Source organism: Pseudomonas sp. 21, assembly GCF_000955805.1.
In the GTDB taxonomy this organism is placed as follows: Bacteria; Pseudomonadota; Gammaproteobacteria; order Pseudomonadales; family Pseudomonadaceae; genus Pseudomonas.
On record NZ_JYOA01000007.1, the window covers coordinates 685848 to 702447 of the forward strand.

The window sequence follows — 16600 nt, forward strand, 5'->3', positions numbered from 1 at the left end:
GCATGGCGCGCTCCTACAGGTTTTCAGGCCCTGGCCACGACCTTGCGCAACCCCACCCGATCCTGGCTCGGGCACACGCCGAACTTCGTCCGGTAGCTGCGCGACAGGTAGGAAGGCGTCTCGAAGCCGCAGGCCACGCCGATCTCCAGCACGCTCATGTCAGTCTGGCGCAGCAGCTGGCGCGCCTTGTCCAGGCGCAGGCCGAGGTAGAAGCTCGACGGTGTGTCGTTCAGGTGCAGGCGGAACAGGCGCTCCAGCTGGCGCCGGGTCACCTGGATGCGCTCGGCCAGCTCCAGCGTGGTCAGCGGCGGCTCGGTGTGGCGCTCCATCTCGCCGATCACCTGCACCAGCTTGCGGTTGGAAACGCCATAGCGGCTGGCAACCTGCAGGCGCTGGTGGTCCTGGCGGGGGCGGATGCGCCCGACCACGAACTGTTCCGACACCTGTACCGCCAACTCCGGCCCGTGGGCCTGGGCGATCAGGTCGAGCATCAGGTCGATGGACGCGGTGCCGCCGGCGGAGGTGATGCGCGGGCCGTCGATCTCGAACAGCTCCTGGGTCGCCTGCACCTGTGGATAAGTCTCCCGGAAGGCGTCCAGCGCCTCCCAGTGCACCGTGCAGCGCTGGCGCTGCAGCAAGCCGGCCTCGGCCAGCACGAAGCTGCCGGTGTCGATGCCGCCCAGGGTCACGCCCTCGCGGTCCAGGCGCTTGAGCCAGTGCAGCAGCGCCGGGGTACAGGCGCGCAGCGGCTCGAAACCTGCCACCACCAGCAGCGTGTCGCCCTCGCGCAGCGCTTCCAGGCCGCTGTCGGCGTTCATCGACATGCCGTTGCTGGCCAGCACCGGCCCGCCGTCCAGGCTCATCAGGTGCCAGCGGTACAGCTCGCCGCGAAAGCGGTTGGCCACCCGCAGCGGCTCGACGGCGGAAACGAAACCCATCACCGAAAAACCGGGCAACAGCAGGAACCAGAAGTCTTGGGACATGGCGGGTACCGTGCGTCTTGGGGGCGGCTTGATGGCAGCCTGCCCACACTTATGGACCAGGGGCGTCGCCCTGGCAATCGGGGAGGTCGCTGCTGTGCAAGAGCTGGTCGCCGCAGTGCGATTCACCACCCCTGCAGCTGCGTAACTTGATCAGCACAGCCCCCCGTGAGGGGCCGCATGACACACAACAACGAAAACCAACGCCGCAAAGGCCTTGAGGGAGAAGTCATGAAGCTATCGATCCGAGCGCTCGGCTGTGCCGCGCTCATGCTCGCCGCCGGCACCAGCTGGGCCGCCGAGCCCGCCCAGTGCCAGAACGTGCGCATGGGCACGGTGAACTGGACCGACGTGGTGGCCAGCAGCGCCGTGGCCGAGGCCGTGCTCGACGGCCTGGGCTATAAGGTCAAGCAGACCAGTGCCTCGCAGCAGATCATCCTGGCCGGCATGGCCGACAAGCAGCTCGACGTCTTCCTCGGCTACTGGCAACCGACCATGCAGCCGGTGGCCAAGCCCTACCTCGACAAGCAGCAGATCGACGTGATCACCCCGCCGACCCTGCCCGACGCGCAATCCACCTACGCCGTGCCGACCTATGTCTACGACGGCGGTCTGAAGACCTTCGCCGACATCGCCAAGTTCAAGGACAAGCTGGGCAACAAGATCTACCTGATCGAGCCGGGCAGCGGCTCCAACCGCATCACCGCGAAGATGATCGCTGACGACAAGTTCGGCCTGAAGGGCTTCCAGATCGTCGAGTCCAGCGAAGCCGGCATGCTCACCGCGGTCAAGCGCGCCATCAAGCGCAAGCAGTGGGTGGTGTTCTTCGGCTGGAAGCCGCACCCGATGAACCTGCAGATCGACATGAAGTACCTCACCGGCAGCGACGACGTATTCGGCCCCAACGAAGGCTCCGCCACCGTCTCCATCATGACCGCCGGCGGCTACCAGGCGCAGTGCGGCAACGTCGCCAAGCTGCTGCACAACCTCAAGTTCAGCAGCGAGCAGGTCAGCCAGGTGATGGTGCCGATCCTCGACCGCAGCCAGCCGGTGGACGCCGCCAAGGCCTGGCTGAAACAGAACCCCGAGCCGCTCAAGGCCTGGCTCGACGGCGTGACCACCTATGACGGCAAGGATGGCTTGGCCGCCGTCCAGGCCTCGCTGAAATAACGCCCGGCCCCGCCACTCCCCACCAGCCACTCCCTGCGCGTCACCTGGCGCGCAGTGGGGGCGTTCGACCCGAAGAAGGACAGCCACCGTGAACCATGAAGTGATCGTCACCTGCGCGGTGACCGGCGCCGGCGACACCGTCGGCAAGCACCCGGCCATTCCCGTTACCCCGAAGGAAATCGCCGCCGCGGCCATCGAGGCCGCCAAGGCCGGCGCCACCGTCGCCCACTGCCACGTCCGCGACCCGCAGACCGGCAAGCCCAGCCGCGACGTGAAGCTCTACCGCGAAGTGGTCGAACGCATCCGCGAGAGCGACACCGACGTCATCATCAACCTCACCGCCGGCATGGGCGGCGACCTGCAGATCGGCCAGGGCGAGCAGCCGCTGGAGTTCGGCGCCGGCACCGACCTGGTCGGCCCGCTGGAGCGCCTGAAGCACGTCGAGGAACTGCTGCCGGAAATCTGCACCCTGGACTGCGGCACCCTGAACTTCGGCGACGGCGACTTCATCTACGTCTCCACCCCGGCCCAGCTGCGTGCCGGCGCCAAGCGCATCACCGAACTGGGGGTGAAGGCCGAGCTGGAAATCTTCGACACCGGCCACCTCTGGTTCGCCAAACAGATGCTCAAGGAAGGCCTGCTGGAAGACCCGCTGATCCAGATCTGCCTCGGCATCCCGTGGGGTGCCCCGGCCGACACCACCACCATGAAGGCCATGGCCGACAACATCCCCGACGGCCTGACCTGGGCCGGCTTCGGCATCGGCCGCTCGCAGATGCCCATGGTCGCCCAGGCGATGCTGCTGGGCGGCAACGTGCGGGTCGGCCTGGAAGACAACATCTGGCTCGACCGCGGCGTGCACGCCACGAACGGCCAACTGGTCGAGCGCGCCATCGAGATCATCGAGCGCCTGGGCGGCCGCGCCCTGACCCCGGCCGAGGGACGCAGGAAGATGAACCTCAAGGCCCGCTGATCCAATCACCCTGCCTACGAACTGCTCTTCGTAGGAGCGAGCTTGCTCGCGAACCAGCCCCGCTGCGGACGTTGTTCGCGAGCAATAACGAGGGCGTCCCCCTCGCTCCTACGGGCCTACCGAAATCATCGGAGTGTCTTCATGTCCTTCATCACCGACATCAAAACCTTCGCCGCCCTCGGCAGCGGCGTCATCGGCAGCGGCTGGGTCGCCCGCGCCCTGGCCCACGGCCTCGACGTCATCGCCTGGGACCCGGCGCCCGGCGCCGAAGCCGCCCTGCGTGCGCGCATCGCCAATGCCTGGCCGGCGCTGGAAAAGGCCGGCCTTGCCCCTGGAGCCGCGCAGGATCGCCTGCGCTTCGTCTCCACCATCGAGGAATGCGTGCGTGACGCCGACTTCATCCAGGAAAGCGCCCCCGAACGCCTCGACCTGAAGTGCGAACTGCACGCCAAGATCAGCGCCGCCGCCAAGCCCAATGCGCTGATCGGCTCCAGCACCTCGGGCCTGCTGCCCAGCGAGTTCTATGCCGACGCCACGCACCCCGAACGCTGCGTGGTCGGCCATCCGTTCAACCCGGTGTACCTGTTGCCGCTGGTGGAAGTGGTGGGCGGTGCGAAGACCGCGCCGGAAGCCGTACAGGCCGCCATCCAGGTCTACGAATCCCTCGGCATGCGGCCGCTGCACGTGCGCAAGGAAGTCCCCGGCTTCATCGCCGACCGCCTGCTCGAAGCCCTCTGGCGCGAAGCGCTGCACCTGGTCAACGACGGCGTCGCCAGCACCGGCGAGATCGACGACGCCATCCGCTTCGGCGCCGGCCTGCGCTGGTCGTTCATGGGCACCTTCCTCACCTACACCCTGGCCGGCGGCAATGCCGGGATGCGCCACTTCATGGCCCAGTTCGGCCCGGCGCTGCAATTGCCCTGGACCTACCTGCCCGCCCCGGAATTGACCGAAACCCTGATCGACCGCGTGGTGGAAGGTACTGCCGAGCAGCAGGGCAGCCGCAGCATCGCCGAGCTGGAACGCTACCGCGACGACTGCCTGCTGGCGGTGCTCGGCGCCATCAAGGAGACCAAGTCCAAACACGGCTTCGCCTTCGCCGACTAACCTCACGGTTCATCACCCGCCCCGAACCGCCCCCTCTCCCCCTGGGAGAGGGTTGGGGTGAGGGCCTCACGGACGCACAGCCATGCACGCCCTGAAAACCTGGGAAACCCCCATCCTCGCCGAGTGGACCGACTACAACGGCCACCTGCGCGACGCCTTCTACCTGCTGCTCTTCAGCTACGCCACCGACGCCCTGATGGACCACCTGGGCCTCGACGCTGAACACCGCGCGGCGAGCCACGACTCGCTGTTCACCCTCGAAGTGCACCTCAACTACCTGCACGAGGTGAAGCAAGGCGAGAAGGTCGAAGTGCGTACCCAACTGATTGCCCACGACCGCAAGCGCCTGCATGTTTTCCACAGCCTGCACCGCGCCGACGAAGACCTCGCCCTGGCCGCCAGTGAGCAGATGCTGCTGCACGTGAACCTCGAAGGCGGCGCTCGCTCGGCGCCCTTCGAAGGCGTGGTGCTGGAGCGTGTGCTGGCGCTGGCCGAGGCCCATCGCCCGTTGCCGTGCCCGGACTATGTCGGCCGTGTCATCGGCCTGCCGGGCTGAACGGACATGAGCCGGCGCTATCCGCTGTCCGATGCCATGCTGGCCTTCGTCGCCGAGACGGAGGCTCACCCACTGGAAGGCCCCACGCTCGACGCCCAGCGGGAAAACTACGAGCGCATGGCCGCCGCTTTTGCACCGCCGGCTCCACCGGGCCTGCTGGTCCGCGACATTCACCCCGAAGGCCTGGTCGAGCTGCGCCTCTACCGTCCTGATGGGGCACCGCCGGCGAATGGCTGGCCCACGGTGTTCTACATCCACGGCGGCGGCTGGGTGCTGGGCAACGCCCACACCCACGACATGATCTGCATTCCCCTGGCCGCCGAACTGGGCGCACTGGTGATCGCCATCAGCTACCGGCTGGCGCCCGAGCATCCTTATCCCGCTGCCCTCAACGACTGCCTCGACACCTGGCGGCGCATCCTCCAGGACGGCCTCGGCGAGCCTGTGGATAAAACCCGCATCGCGGTCGCCGGCGACAGCGGCGGCGCCAACCTCGCCGCCGCGCTGTGCCTGGCCCTGCGCGGCACTGGTGAAGCGCTGCCGCTGGCCCAGGCGCTGATCTACCCCGCGTTGGGCAACCTCGACACGCCCTCGCGCACCACCTGCGCGGACGCGCCGCTGATGACCCGTGCGGCGGTGGATGAATACCTCGCCGCCTACCTCTCGCGCCCCGCCGACTGGCGCGACCCGCTGGCGCTGCCGCTGCTCGCCGAGGACCTCGGCGGCCTGCCGCCGGCCTTCATCGCCGTCGCCCAGTTCGACCCGCTGCGCGACGACGGCGCGCTGTACCGCGACCGCCTGCGCGAAGCCGGCGTGGCGGTGGATTACTTCCCCGGTGCCGGGCTCGTCCATGGCTGCCTGCGCGCCCGGCGCGTGGCGGAAGTGGATGCCCTGCGCGGCGCCCTGATCGCGGCCCTGCGCCGCAGCTTGAGTCGATGAGGAGCAAAGGATGCAGACCACGCTGGAAAACCCCGGCATCGCCGACTGGCGCACCTACCGGCTGACCGCCGCACTGGCCAGCCTGCGCCCGCTGGACAACCGCCTCGAAGTGCTCTGGGCTGACGGCCGCGTCAGCCCCTTCCACCACCAGTGGCTGCGCGACAACTGCCCCTGCAGCGAGTGCGTCTACAGCGTCACCCGCGAGCAGGTGCTGGAAATCATCGACGTCCCCGCAAACCTCGCCCCATCCCGCGCTGGCCTCGACCAGGGCCAGTTGTGCATCGACTGGCAGGATGGCCACCGCAGCCGCTTCGACCCCGGCTGGCTGCGCGCCCATGCTTATGACGACGAGTCCCGCGCCGAACGTCTCGCCGCGCACCAGACCACCCGCGTCTGGCGCCGCGACTTCGAAGTGCCGGTGTTCCAGCACGACCAGCTGATGGATGACGACTCCGCGCTGCTGGAATGGATGCTCGCCCTGCGCGACCTCGGCCTCAGCCGCGTGGACGGCGTACCGACCGCGCCCGGTTCCCTGCAGCGCATTGCCCAGCGCATCGCCTTCATCCGCGAGACCAATTTCGGCGTGCTGTTCGACGTGAAGTCCAAAGCCGAGGCCGCCGACAGCAACGCCTACACCGCCTTCAACCTGCCGCTGCATACCGACCTGCCGACCCGCGAACTGCAGCCGGGGCTGCAATTCCTGCATTGCCTGGTGAACAACGCCGACGGCGGCGACAGCGTGTTCGTCGACGGCTTCGCCATCGCCCGGGCGCTGCGTGACGAAGCGCCGGAAGACTTCCGCGCGCTGTGCGAGATGCCCATCGAATTCCGCAACAAGGACCGCCGCAGCGACTACCGCTGCCTGGCCCCGGTGATCGCCCTGGACGCACGGGGCGAGATCAGCGAAATCCGCATCGCCAACTTCCTGCGTGGCCCCTTCGACGCCCCGGCCGAGCGCATGGACGCGCTGTACCACGCCTGGCGCGCCTTCCTCACGCTCACCCGCGACCCGCGCTTCCGTCTGCAACAGAAGCTGCGCGCCGGGCAGATGTGGTGCTTCGACAACCGCCGCACCCTGCACGCCCGCACCGCCTTCGACCCGGCCAGCGGAGAACGGCACCTGCAGGGCTGCTACATCGACCGCGACGAACTGCTGTCGCGCATCCTGGTGTTGCAGCGCGAGCAGTGAGGCGGCGAAAGCCGGGCAAAAAAATCCCCTGCGGCGCCCGACGCGCGGCAGGGGACAAATCGAGCCGAAACAGGCTCTTTCGTGTGCGAGGCCCCGCCAGCAATGCCGGTGCCGGCCAGCGGGGTATGAAGCCAGTCTGCGCGCCGCGCCGCCGCGTCGGTTAGCCGAAAACGACCTGCGCTTGCCCGCCGCGGACATTCCGTCGGACAGGTGCTTGCCGCGCCCCGCCCGGCTTACCAGAATCGATGCAGACCCCTGCCGCTCCCAAGGAGACCCGCGATGATGCACGCCGACCTGATCGACCAGGACGATTTCCGCGAACGCCTGCAAGCGCTGGGTTTCGCCGTGCCGCCGGGCATCACCGCCGAGCAGGCCTGCGAATACGCCGTGCGCGGCCTGACCCCGGAGCGCTCGCTGGCGCTGCGCCGCCTGGTGGAGGAAATGCTCGCGGGGAATGCGACCCTGTTGCCCGCCGTGCGCGAGGCGATCTCCCGGCAATTGCTGCCGGCGCTGGTACCCAAGGCGTTGTGATCGCTGCTGGCGCTGGCCCTGCCTTCAAGGCAGGTCGGCGGCCACTTCCAGCGGGGTGAGCGGGAAGGTGTCGCCAACAGGCTCTCCCAGCAGGGCCAGGTAGCGTCGGCCCTGATCTTCCACCGTGACCTTTCGGCCTGCATCCAGCGGCAGTGTCGGGCAGAGCACGCGCAGCGGGTTCGTGTCGGGTAACAGCAGGCCGTGGCGTGGCGCGCTTTCCTGCAGTTTGCTGCGCAGGCTGAGGCGGCAGGGGCGCGGCTGCAAGGACAGCCAGGCGCCGCGCAGTTCATAGCGGTCGCCGCCGAGCAGGCGCAGGCTTTCCACCTGTGCCAGTTGCCAGGAGCCTCCGGGGCAGCGGCGGATGCCGAGCAGTTCGCCGACAGCGGGCGCAGGCGCGTCGTCCCAGTGGCCACTGAAGTGCTGCTCCGTGGTGCGCGGCTGTGCCAGCGACAGAGTGGGCGGAAGGCTGGCCTTGAGTGTCGGGCGGCTGAACTCGATGTCGTGCGGGTGCGCGACCACCTCGTCCAGCCCGCCCCGGCCGCCGGAGTGCTGGGACCAGACGTCGCTCACCTCGTGCTGGCGCTCGAAGTGGCGTGCATCGAGTCGGGTGTCGTCAGCCACGCCCAGGTGCGCCAGCAATGCCGGAAAGCCTTGGCAGACCTGCCAGGGTTCGGCGCAGGTATCCGCTTCGCTCCAGCAGGCGAGCAGGTGGGCATTGAGGTCGAAGGCGGCATCGCCTGGGCTCGCGGCGGTGAAGCGCTTGAGCATGTCGCGCAGTTCGTCGAGCACCAGGGCGAGCCCGTGCTCGCGGTGGGCAGCTCCGGGATCAAGGAAGGGGCGGTCTTCCTTTTGTTCGAGTCGCCAGTGATTGCCAGTCCGTTCCGGTTGGATGCGCACGATGGAGGCGAATACCTGGATGGATTCGATCAGCGCCGGCAGGCATTGCGCGGGAATCTCCAGCGGCCGGGAGCCGGCGACGAGCAGGCAGTGCAGGTAGCCACCGGCGATGGTCTGGCTCTGCGGCTCGCAGGCTTCGCCGTCGTCGATGGGCAGGTGCTGGACTTCGAGCGTCAGGGCGCGTCGGTAGACCTGGTGCAGCAGGCTCCACAGTCCCGGCGGCGCCGAGTGGTGGTTCTGCAGGCAGTTGCAGTGGACTTCCTGCAGGCTGCGCACCATGCGCTGCATCAGCAGGGCAGCGGTCTTGCGCTCGGCGCGGCGCGTGCGCAGCAGGTGCCAGTAGCCGCTGAGCAGTCGTCGGTGCAGGGCGATGATGAGCTTTTCCGCTTTGTTCGCCCGCGCCTGTTCGAGGGCGCCGGCATGCTCGCCGAACAGCTCGGAAAGATGGCGGCTGACGTCGAAGATCTGTGGGCGCAGGCGTTCGAGCTGGCGCAGCAACTGAATGCCGGTCAGCGTCGAGTGGTCCAGTTCGATGGCCGTGCGGTAGAGCTCCCGCGTTCGCTGGGCCAGGTAGTCGAGGGCGGTGTCCATGTGTCCCGTGGCTCCGAAGCTCGCCGGATTTGGCCGGCGCTTCGGAGACTGCGGGATTCAGGGTGGTTTGCGATTCAGACGATTCTGAATGATGGGGCGTAATGCGTCACAGGCATGAAAAAAGGGAGGCCAGCGGCCTCCCTTTTCTTCGCCCGTTAACCGGGGCTCAGAGCACCCGCACGCTGGCGAAGGTGGATTCACCCTGGGCCTGGCTGAGCGCCGAGATGGCCGAGGAGTTGGGCATGAGGGCGAGGTCCTGCGGGATGGGCATGACCATGACCGGTTGGCCGATGGGCTGACCCTGGCGCTCGTCACGCGGCGGGATGCCGAAGTATTCGCGGTAGCACTTGGAGAAGTGCGGGGTGGAGACGAAGCCGCAGACCGAGGCGACTTCGATGATCGACATCGAGGTCTGCTTGAGCAGCTGGCGTGCGCGGATCAGGCGCAGCTTCAGGTAGTAGCGCGACGGCGAGCAGTGCAGGTACTTCTGGAACAGGCGCTCGAGCTGGCGGCGCGAGACGTTGACGTAGACCGCCAGTTCGTCGAGGTCGATGGGCTCCTCGAGGTTGGCTTCCATCAGTGCGACGATTTCCTGCAGCTTGGGCTGGTTGGTGCCGAGCATGTGCTTGAGCGGCACGCGCTGGTGGTCTTGTTCGTTGCGGATGCGCTCGTAGATGAACATCTCGGAGATCGCCGCCGACAGCTCGCGGCCATGCTCGCGGCCGATCAGGTGCAGCATCATATCCATCGGCGCGGTGCCGCCGGAGGAGGTGAAGCGGTTGCGGTCGATGGAGAACAGGCGGGTGCTCATGGCCACGCGGGGGAAGGCTTCCTGCATGGCGGCCAGGCATTCCCAGTGCACCGAGCAGTCGTAGCCGTCGAGCAGGCCGGCGCGGGCCAGGGCCCAGCTGCCGGTGCACACGGCGCCGAGCTTGCGACCCAGGCGCGCCTGGGCCTGGAGGAAGGTGGTGTGTTCGCGGGTGACGCTGCGCTGGATGCCGACGCCGCCGACCACGATCAACGTGTCCATCTGCGGGGCGCTGTCGCAGGCCGCGTCAGGGGTGATCTGCAGGCCGTCGCTGGCCCAGACCTGGCGGCCGTCGAGGCTCAGGGTGTGCCAGCGGTAGAGTTCGCGTCCGGAGAGCTGGTTGGCCATGCGCAGCGGTTCCACCGCCGAGGCCAGGGAGATCAGGGTGAAGTTGTCCAGCAGCAGGAAGCCGATGGACTGCGGAGCTCGGTTTTGCGGGGGAACTCCGGGGTTGAACGCGTTCATTCAGTCACCTCACGCTAGTCACAGTCGCCTCGCTGGAGGCGTTTCTTATGCTTGTTCTTCTGTCGGGAAATTCGCTCCGGGATCGTCCGGGGCTTATTCCTCTGATTGCTCGCTACCCAATAGCAAGGCAAATGCCGTGCCTAGGTTGAATGGGCGTTCAATTAAAAAAGAAAACGGCATGGGAATGCCGTTTTTGCAGGTCCGGATTGCGACGCCTCGAAGGTCGCAAATACGCATGGATCGTGGGCTGGGGTTTTTGGTAGCACTCACCGGTCACGCGGCCGGTGGTGCTGTGCCCGGAACGGTAACGTCCCTTGAATCGTCGGGACGGGCGTACCGCTTGCGCCATCAGGGGGCGCGCCGGGCCGGGCGTGGTCGATTGCGGGTCAGCACTCGATGATGCTGACGGCCAATCCGCCGCGCGAGGTTTCCTTGTACTTGTCGTGCATGTCGGCACCGGTGTTGCGCATGGTGCGGATTACCTGATCGAGGCTGATGAAGTGCTGGCCGTCGCCGCGCAAGGCCATCTGCGCGGCGTTGATGGCCTTCACCGCGGCGATGGCGTTGCGTTCGATGCACGGCACCTGGACGAGGCCGCCCACCGGGTCGCAGGTCAGCCCGAGGTTGTGTTCCAGGCCGATCTCGGCGGCGTTCTCCACCTGTTCCGGGGAGGCGCCGAGCACTTCGGCGAGCCCGGCGGCGGCCATCGCGCAGGCGGAGCCGACTTCGCCCTGGCAGCCGACTTCGGCGCCGGAGATGGAGGCGTTCTTCTTGCACAGGATGCCGACGGCGGCGGCGGCCAGGAGGTAGTTGGTGACGTCGTCGTCGCTGGCATCGGGGTTGAAGCGCATGTAGTAGTGCAGCACCGCCGGGATGATGCCGGCCGCGCCGTTGGTGGGCGCGGTGACCATGCGTCCGCCGGCGGCGTTTTCCTCGTTCACCGCGAGGGCGAAGAGGTTGACCCATTCCATGGCGGAGAGGGTCGAGCCGATGACGTTGGGTTTGCCGATTTCCTGCAGGTTGCGGTGCAGGCGCGCGGCGCGGCGCTGCACGTTGAGGCCGCCGGGGAGGATGCCTTCGTGGCGCAGGCCGTTGTCGACGCAGTCGCGCATGGCCTGCCAGATGACCCTGAGGCCTTCGCGGATGTCGGTTTCGCTGCGCCACATGCGCTCGTTGGCCATCATCAGCTCGGACACGCGCAGGTTGTGGCGGCGGCAGAGCATGAGCAGTTCGGCGGCGCTGGCGAAGTCGTAGGGCAGCACGGTGTTGTCGGTGTCGAGGCTGCCGGAGGCGGCCTGCTCCTCGTCGACCACGAAGCCGCCGCCGATGGAGTAGTAGGTGTCGCTGTGCAGTACGTGGTCGCCTTCGATGGCGGTCAGGCGCATGGCGTTGGGATGGTAGGGCAGGTTCTCCTCGAGCAGGCGCATGTCGCGGACCCAGTCGAAGGGGATCGCCCGGCTGCCGGCCAGCAGCAGTTCGCCGCTGCTGCGCAGCTGCGCCATGCGCGGTTCGATCTGGCTCGGGTCGATGCGGTCCGGCCATTCGCCCATCAGGCCCATGATTACCGCGCGGTCGGTGCCGTGGCCGACGCCGGTGGCGGACAGCGAGCCGTACAGGCGCACTTCCACGCGGCGGGTGCGCTCGAGCATCTGCCGCTCGCGCAGGGCGCCGACGAACAGCGCGGCGGCGCGCATGGGGCCGACCGTGTGCGAGCTGGAAGGGCCGATACCGATCTTGAACAGGTCGAACACACTGATTGCCATGCCGGACTCCGGGCGAGCTGCACGTCCTTGAAAGAGGGGATGGGCACGTCCCTGTGCCCGCGATGCCGGCCATCATCGACCCAAGTCCGGCGCCGGCTGCGTCCATCGGCGACGCGGCCGTATCCAATAACGCCGCCCGCGCAGCCGGTCGGCGCGGGGCGTGGAGTCGCCTGTTCCGGGGCCGACGAAAGCTTGCCTCTTTACGACGCGAGCGATGCGAACCACGACCGGTCGATAGGCGCGCACCACTGCGCTGTTCCATGATCCGCCACCGACGAACGGCCGCGTTCGCCCGTATCCACCCCCATTCTCCGCAGTCAGAGGCTGGTCTCATGAAGAGTCTTGTGTCGTCGCTGTTGGCGTTATCCGTGGTACTACCGGGCGCTGCGCGCGCCGCCGAACCCGATTCCTGCGCCGTGGTGCGCTTCGCCGATGTCGGCTGGACCGACATCACCGTGACCACCGCGGTGACCCGCCTGGTGCTCAGCCACCAGGGCTACCGCACGCAGGTGGTGCGACTGTCGGTGCCGGACACCTACAAGGCGATGTCGGAGAAGAAGATCGACGTGTTCCTCGGCAACTGGATGCCGAGCATGGCGAACGACATCAAGCCATTCGCCGACAAGGGCCAGGTGGAGACGGTGGGTGCCAACCTCGAAGGCGCCAAGTACACCCTGGCGGTGCCGCGCTACGCCTATGAGGCGGGCCTGAAGACTTTTGCCGATATCGCAAAATTCAAGGAGCAGCTGGGCGGGCGCCTCTACGGCATCGAGCCGGGCAACGACGGCAACCAGCTGATCCAGAAGATGATCAAGGAGAAAGCGTTCGGCCTGGGCGACTTCAAGCTGGTGGAGTCCAGCGAGGCTGACATGCTGGCCTACGTCAAGCGAGCCGGGGCCTTGAAGCAGCCCATCGTGTTCCTGGGCTGGGAGCCGCACCCGATGAATACCCGAATCCAAATGAACTATCTGGAGGGAGGGGATTCCTACTTCGGTCCCAACTATGGCGGTGCAACGGTCTTCACCAACGTCAGAGCAGGCTATCTTCAGGAGTGCCCCAATGTCGCGCGGCTGCTGAAGAACCTGAAATTCGACCTGGCGATGGAGAACCAGCTGATGGATGCGGTGCTCAACGAGCGACGCAATCCCCGCCAGGCCGCCAAGAGTTGGCTGAAGGCCAACCCGCAGGTACTCGACGGCTGGTTGCAGGGTGTCGCTCCGAACACATCGGGCGTGGCGCCAGGGGGCCAGAAAACCGCCGCCATGGAATGATCCGGGCCTCTGGAAGTCGCTGGAACCGGGCCTTTCCACTGGATGCGACATGGCTGGTGCTGAATACGACTTCGCCTGCACTGGATGCGACCCACCCGGTAGGCGACGAAATTTTCCTGTTCCATGATCGTTTACGAAATGACAACAAAAGGACCTGCGCCCCGAGGTCCCACTCATAATTCAGACCGCCGCGCCCCACTGTGGGCAGCGCCGGCGCCCCACCCCGCAGAGGAGTACGCTCATGAAAGGTTGCAAGTCTTTGCTGCTGGCTGCTGTGTCCGTTTGCGCACCGCTGGCGGTTCAGGCCGCTGAACCTGAGTCGTGCGGCACGGTTCGCTTCTCCGACGTCGGCTGGACCGACATCACCGTGACCACCGCTACTACCCGTCAGGTGCTCGAGTCGCTTGGCTACACCACCAAGGTGACCATGTTGTCCGTGCCGGTGACCTACAAGTCGCTGGCGAACAAGGATCTCGACGTCTTCCTCGGCAACTGGATGCCGAGCATGGCCAACGACATCAAGCCCTACGCCGACAATGGCTCGGTAGAGACGGTGAAAGCCAACCTCGAGGGCGCCAAGTACACCCTGGCCGTCACCCAGGCCGCCTACGATGGCGGGCTGAAGTCCTTCGCGGATATCAGCAAGTACGCCGACAAGCTGGGCAACAAGATCTACGGCATCGAGCCGGGCAACGACGGCAACCGCCTGGTCCAGGGCATGCTGGACAAGAACCAGTTCGACCTGGGCAAGTTCAAGCTGGTGGAGTCCAGCGAGGCCGGCATGCTCTCGCAGGTCGGGCGCGCCGACCGCCGCAACCAGTGGATCGTGTTCCTGGGCTGGGAACCGCATCCGATGAACACCCGCTTCAAGATGAAGTACCTCGAAGGTGGGGATGACGTGTTCGGCCCCAACTATGGCGGCGCGACCATCTACACCAACGTGCGCAAGGGTTACGTCCAGGAATGCTCCAACGTCGGCAAGCTGCTGACCAACCTGACCTTCACCCTGGAAATGGAAAACAAACTCATGGACGCCGTGCTCAACGGGGGCAAGAAGCCCGAAGAGGCGGCCAAAGCCTGGTTGAAGGACCATCCGGAACTGCTCGACGCCTGGCTCGCCGGCGTGACTACCCGTGACGGCAAACCGGCCTTGGCGGCAGCCAAGGTGGCATTCGCGAAGTAATTGCCGAAGTAATTGCCGTTGGCCGATTCCTCAAGCTTCTGATGGGCCCGCATTATGTTTCTGACTGACCACAAGTTACCGCTGGGCGAGCATATCGCCGCCTTCGTCGACTGGCTCACGCAACATGGCGCGTCGGTGTTCGACAAGATTTCCGACACCCTCGAGTTCCTCATCCACGGCGTCACCAACAGCCTGCTCTGGTTCAACCCGCTGGCGCTGATCGCGCTGCTGGTCTTCCTGGTGTTCTACATCCAGCGCAGCTGGGGGCTGGCGGTATTTGCCCTGGCCTCGCTGCTGCTGATCCTCAACCTGGGGTACTGGCAGGAAACCATGGAGACCCTGGCGCAGGTGATCTTCGCCACGGTGGTGTGTATTGCCGTCGGGGTGCCGCTGGGCATCCTGGCGGCGCACAAGCCCTGGTTCTACACCGGGCTGAGGCCGCTGCTGGACCTGATGCAGACGGTGCCCACCTTCGTCTACCTGATCCCCACCCTGACCCTGTTCGGCCTGGGAGTGGTTCCGGGTCTGATCTCCACGGTGATCTTCGCCATCGCCGCGCCCATCCGCCTGACCTGCCTGGGCATCCAGGACGTGCCGGCGGAACTGATGGACGCCGGCAAGGCCTTCGGCTGCTCGCGCTGGCAACTGCTGACGCGCATCGAGCTGCCGCATGCCATGCCGAGCATCGGCGCGGGGATCACCCAATGCATCATGTTGTCGCTGTCGATGGTGGTTATCGCCGCGCTGGTGGGTGCTGATGGCCTCGGCAAGCCGGTGGTCAACGCGCTCAACACCGCGGACATTTCCCTCGGCTTCGAGGCCGGTCTGGCCATCGTCCTGCTCGCCATCCTGCTCGACCGGGTGTGCAAGCAACGTTCGCTGCGGGGGAGGTAAGTACTATGTCGGCGATTCGATTCGAACATGTGGATGTGATTTTCGGCACCCACACCAAGGAAGCGCTCAAGCTGCTGGACCAGGGCCTGGGTCGCGAGGAAATCCTCAAGCGCACCGGCCAGGTGCTGGGTGTCGAGGATGCCTGCCTGGATGTCGAACGCGGCGAAATCTGCGTGATGATGGGCCTGTCGGGCTCGGGCAAGTCCAGCCTGCTGCGTTGCATCAACGGCCTCAACCGGGTCAGCCGCGGCAAGCTGCTGATCGAGCATGAAGGCCAGCAGGTGGACATCGCCAACTGCTCGCCGGCGGCGCTCAAGACCATGCGCACCAAGCGCATCGCCATGGTGTTCCAGAAGTTCGCGCTGATGCCCTGGCTGACCGTGGCCGAGAACATCGGCTTCGGCCTGGAGATGCAGGGCCGCCCGGCCAACGAGCGGAAGAAGGTGATCGACGAGAAGCTCGAGCTGGTCGGCCTGTCGCAATGGCGCGACAAGCGCCCGGATTCGCTCTCCGGCGGCATGCAGCAGCGCGTCGGCCTGGCCCGCGCATTGGCGATGGATGGCGACATCCTGCTGATGGACGAACCCTTCTCCGCGCTGGACCCGCTGATTCGCCAGCAACTGCAGGATGAACTGCTGGTGCTGCAACGCCAGCTGCACAAGACCATCGTCTTCGTCAGCCATGACCTGGACGAGGCGCTGAAGATCGGTACGCGCATCGCGATCATGAAGGACGGCCGCATCATCCAGCACGGCAAGCCCGAGGAAATCGTGCTCAGCCCGGCGGACGACTACGTGCGTACCTTCGTTGCCCACACCAACCCGCTCAACGTGCTGTGCGGCTCCAGCCTGATGCGTGGCCTGGACCAGTGCCGCCGCCAGGCCGACGAGGTGTGCTTCGACCAGGGCCGCGACTGCTGGCTGGGCCTGACCGAGTCGAACCAGATCAAGACCGCTCGCCAGGGCAGCAACATCATCGACCTGCAGCAATGGCGCCCGGGTGACCCGGTGGAGAAGCTCAAGCACGAGCCGACCCTGGTGGACGTCAACATCCGCATGCGTGATGCGCTGCAGATTCGCTACCAGACCGGCCACAAGCTGGTGCTGCAGGAGCAGAGCCGCGTGGTCGGCGTGCTCGGTGACAGCGAGCTGTACCACGCGCTGCTGGGCAAGAACCTGGGCTGATTTCTCCGACCCATGAAAAACGCCGGCTCCCTGCGAGGGAGCCGGCGTTTTTGTTGGCTGGCGCCGGTGTTCGCCTGTAGGAGCGCCCCATGGGCGCGA

The 16600-nt window shown here is 66.5% G+C and carries 15 protein-coding genes; 11 read left to right on the forward strand and 4 right to left on the reverse strand.

The window, feature by feature from the left end; all coding sequences use genetic code 11:
* Positions 1–23: 23 nt before the first annotated feature.
* Complete coding sequence (locus UB43_RS18685) at positions 24–983, reverse strand: GlxA family transcriptional regulator (RefSeq protein ID WP_045213849.1); 960 nt, start codon at positions 981–983, stop codon at positions 24–26.
* A gap of 228 nt (positions 984–1211) precedes the next feature.
* On the opposite strand from UB43_RS18685, the gene UB43_RS18690 reads away from it, so the two are divergent.
* The 7 genes from UB43_RS18690 (at position 1212) to UB43_RS18720 (ending at position 7445) form a co-directional block, all read left to right on the forward strand.
* Positions 1212–2150 (forward strand): choline ABC transporter substrate-binding protein, encoded by a 939-nt coding sequence (locus UB43_RS18690; protein ID WP_045213851.1) that lies wholly within the window; start codon positions 1212–1214, stop codon positions 2148–2150.
* Between the two features lie 88 nt (positions 2151–2238).
* On the forward strand, positions 2239–3123 hold the full coding sequence (locus tag UB43_RS18695; protein ID WP_045213852.1) for a 3-keto-5-aminohexanoate cleavage protein: 885 nt from the start codon (positions 2239–2241) through the stop codon (positions 3121–3123).
* Between the two features lie 141 nt (positions 3124–3264).
* A complete protein-coding gene (locus tag UB43_RS18700) occupies positions 3265–4230 on the forward strand; it encodes an L-carnitine dehydrogenase (RefSeq protein ID WP_045213855.1) in 966 nt (321 codons plus the stop codon).
* Positions 4231–4312: 82 nt separating this feature from the next.
* Positions 4313–4786, forward strand: coding sequence for a thioesterase family protein (locus UB43_RS18705; protein WP_045213857.1), 474 nt, complete (start codon positions 4313–4315; stop codon positions 4784–4786).
* A 6-nt stretch (positions 4787–4792) separates the two neighbouring features.
* Complete coding sequence (locus UB43_RS18710; protein WP_045213860.1) at positions 4793–5725, forward strand: alpha/beta hydrolase; 933 nt, start codon at positions 4793–4795, stop codon at positions 5723–5725.
* Positions 5726–5735: 10 nt separating this feature from the next.
* Complete coding sequence (locus tag UB43_RS18715; protein WP_045213862.1) at positions 5736–6914, forward strand: gamma-butyrobetaine dioxygenase; 1179 nt, start codon at positions 5736–5738, stop codon at positions 6912–6914.
* Between the two features lie 279 nt (positions 6915–7193).
* Positions 7194–7445 carry a hypothetical protein gene (locus UB43_RS18720; protein WP_045213863.1) on the forward strand — a complete coding sequence of 84 codons (252 nt, stop codon included), beginning with the start codon at positions 7194–7196 and terminating at the stop codon, positions 7443–7445.
* Between the two features lie 24 nt (positions 7446–7469).
* Here the strand turns inward: UB43_RS18720 and UB43_RS18725 are convergent, their stop codons facing one another.
* From UB43_RS18725 to UB43_RS18735, 3 genes are all read right to left on the reverse strand, one after another.
* A complete protein-coding gene (locus UB43_RS18725; RefSeq protein WP_045213864.1) occupies positions 7470–8933 on the reverse strand; it encodes a hypothetical protein in 1464 nt (487 codons plus the stop codon).
* A gap of 166 nt (positions 8934–9099) precedes the next feature.
* A complete protein-coding gene (locus UB43_RS18730; RefSeq protein ID WP_024766695.1) occupies positions 9100–10206 on the reverse strand; it encodes a GlxA family transcriptional regulator in 1107 nt (368 codons plus the stop codon).
* Between the two features lie 386 nt (positions 10207–10592).
* Entirely contained in the window at positions 10593–11969 is a 1377-nt protein-coding gene (locus UB43_RS18735) for an L-serine ammonia-lyase (RefSeq protein WP_045213868.1), read from the reverse strand.
* A gap of 332 nt (positions 11970–12301) precedes the next feature.
* Between UB43_RS18735 and UB43_RS18740 the strand changes: the two genes are divergently transcribed.
* From UB43_RS18740 to choV, 4 genes are all read left to right on the forward strand, one after another.
* Complete coding sequence (locus UB43_RS18740) at positions 12302–13240, forward strand: choline ABC transporter substrate-binding protein (RefSeq protein ID WP_045213869.1); 939 nt, start codon at positions 12302–12304, stop codon at positions 13238–13240.
* Positions 13241–13481: 241 nt separating this feature from the next.
* Complete coding sequence (locus UB43_RS18745; protein WP_045213872.1) at positions 13482–14423, forward strand: choline ABC transporter substrate-binding protein; 942 nt, start codon at positions 13482–13484, stop codon at positions 14421–14423.
* A 54-nt stretch (positions 14424–14477) separates the two neighbouring features.
* Positions 14478–15317 carry a choline ABC transporter permease subunit gene (gene choW / locus UB43_RS18750; protein WP_045213875.1) on the forward strand — a complete coding sequence of 280 codons (840 nt, stop codon included), beginning with the start codon at positions 14478–14480 and terminating at the stop codon, positions 15315–15317.
* 5 nt (positions 15318–15322) lie between these two features.
* Positions 15323–16501, forward strand: coding sequence for a choline ABC transporter ATP-binding protein (choV, locus tag UB43_RS18755; protein WP_045213877.1), 1179 nt, complete (start codon positions 15323–15325; stop codon positions 16499–16501).
* Positions 16502–16600: the final 99 nt, after the last annotated feature.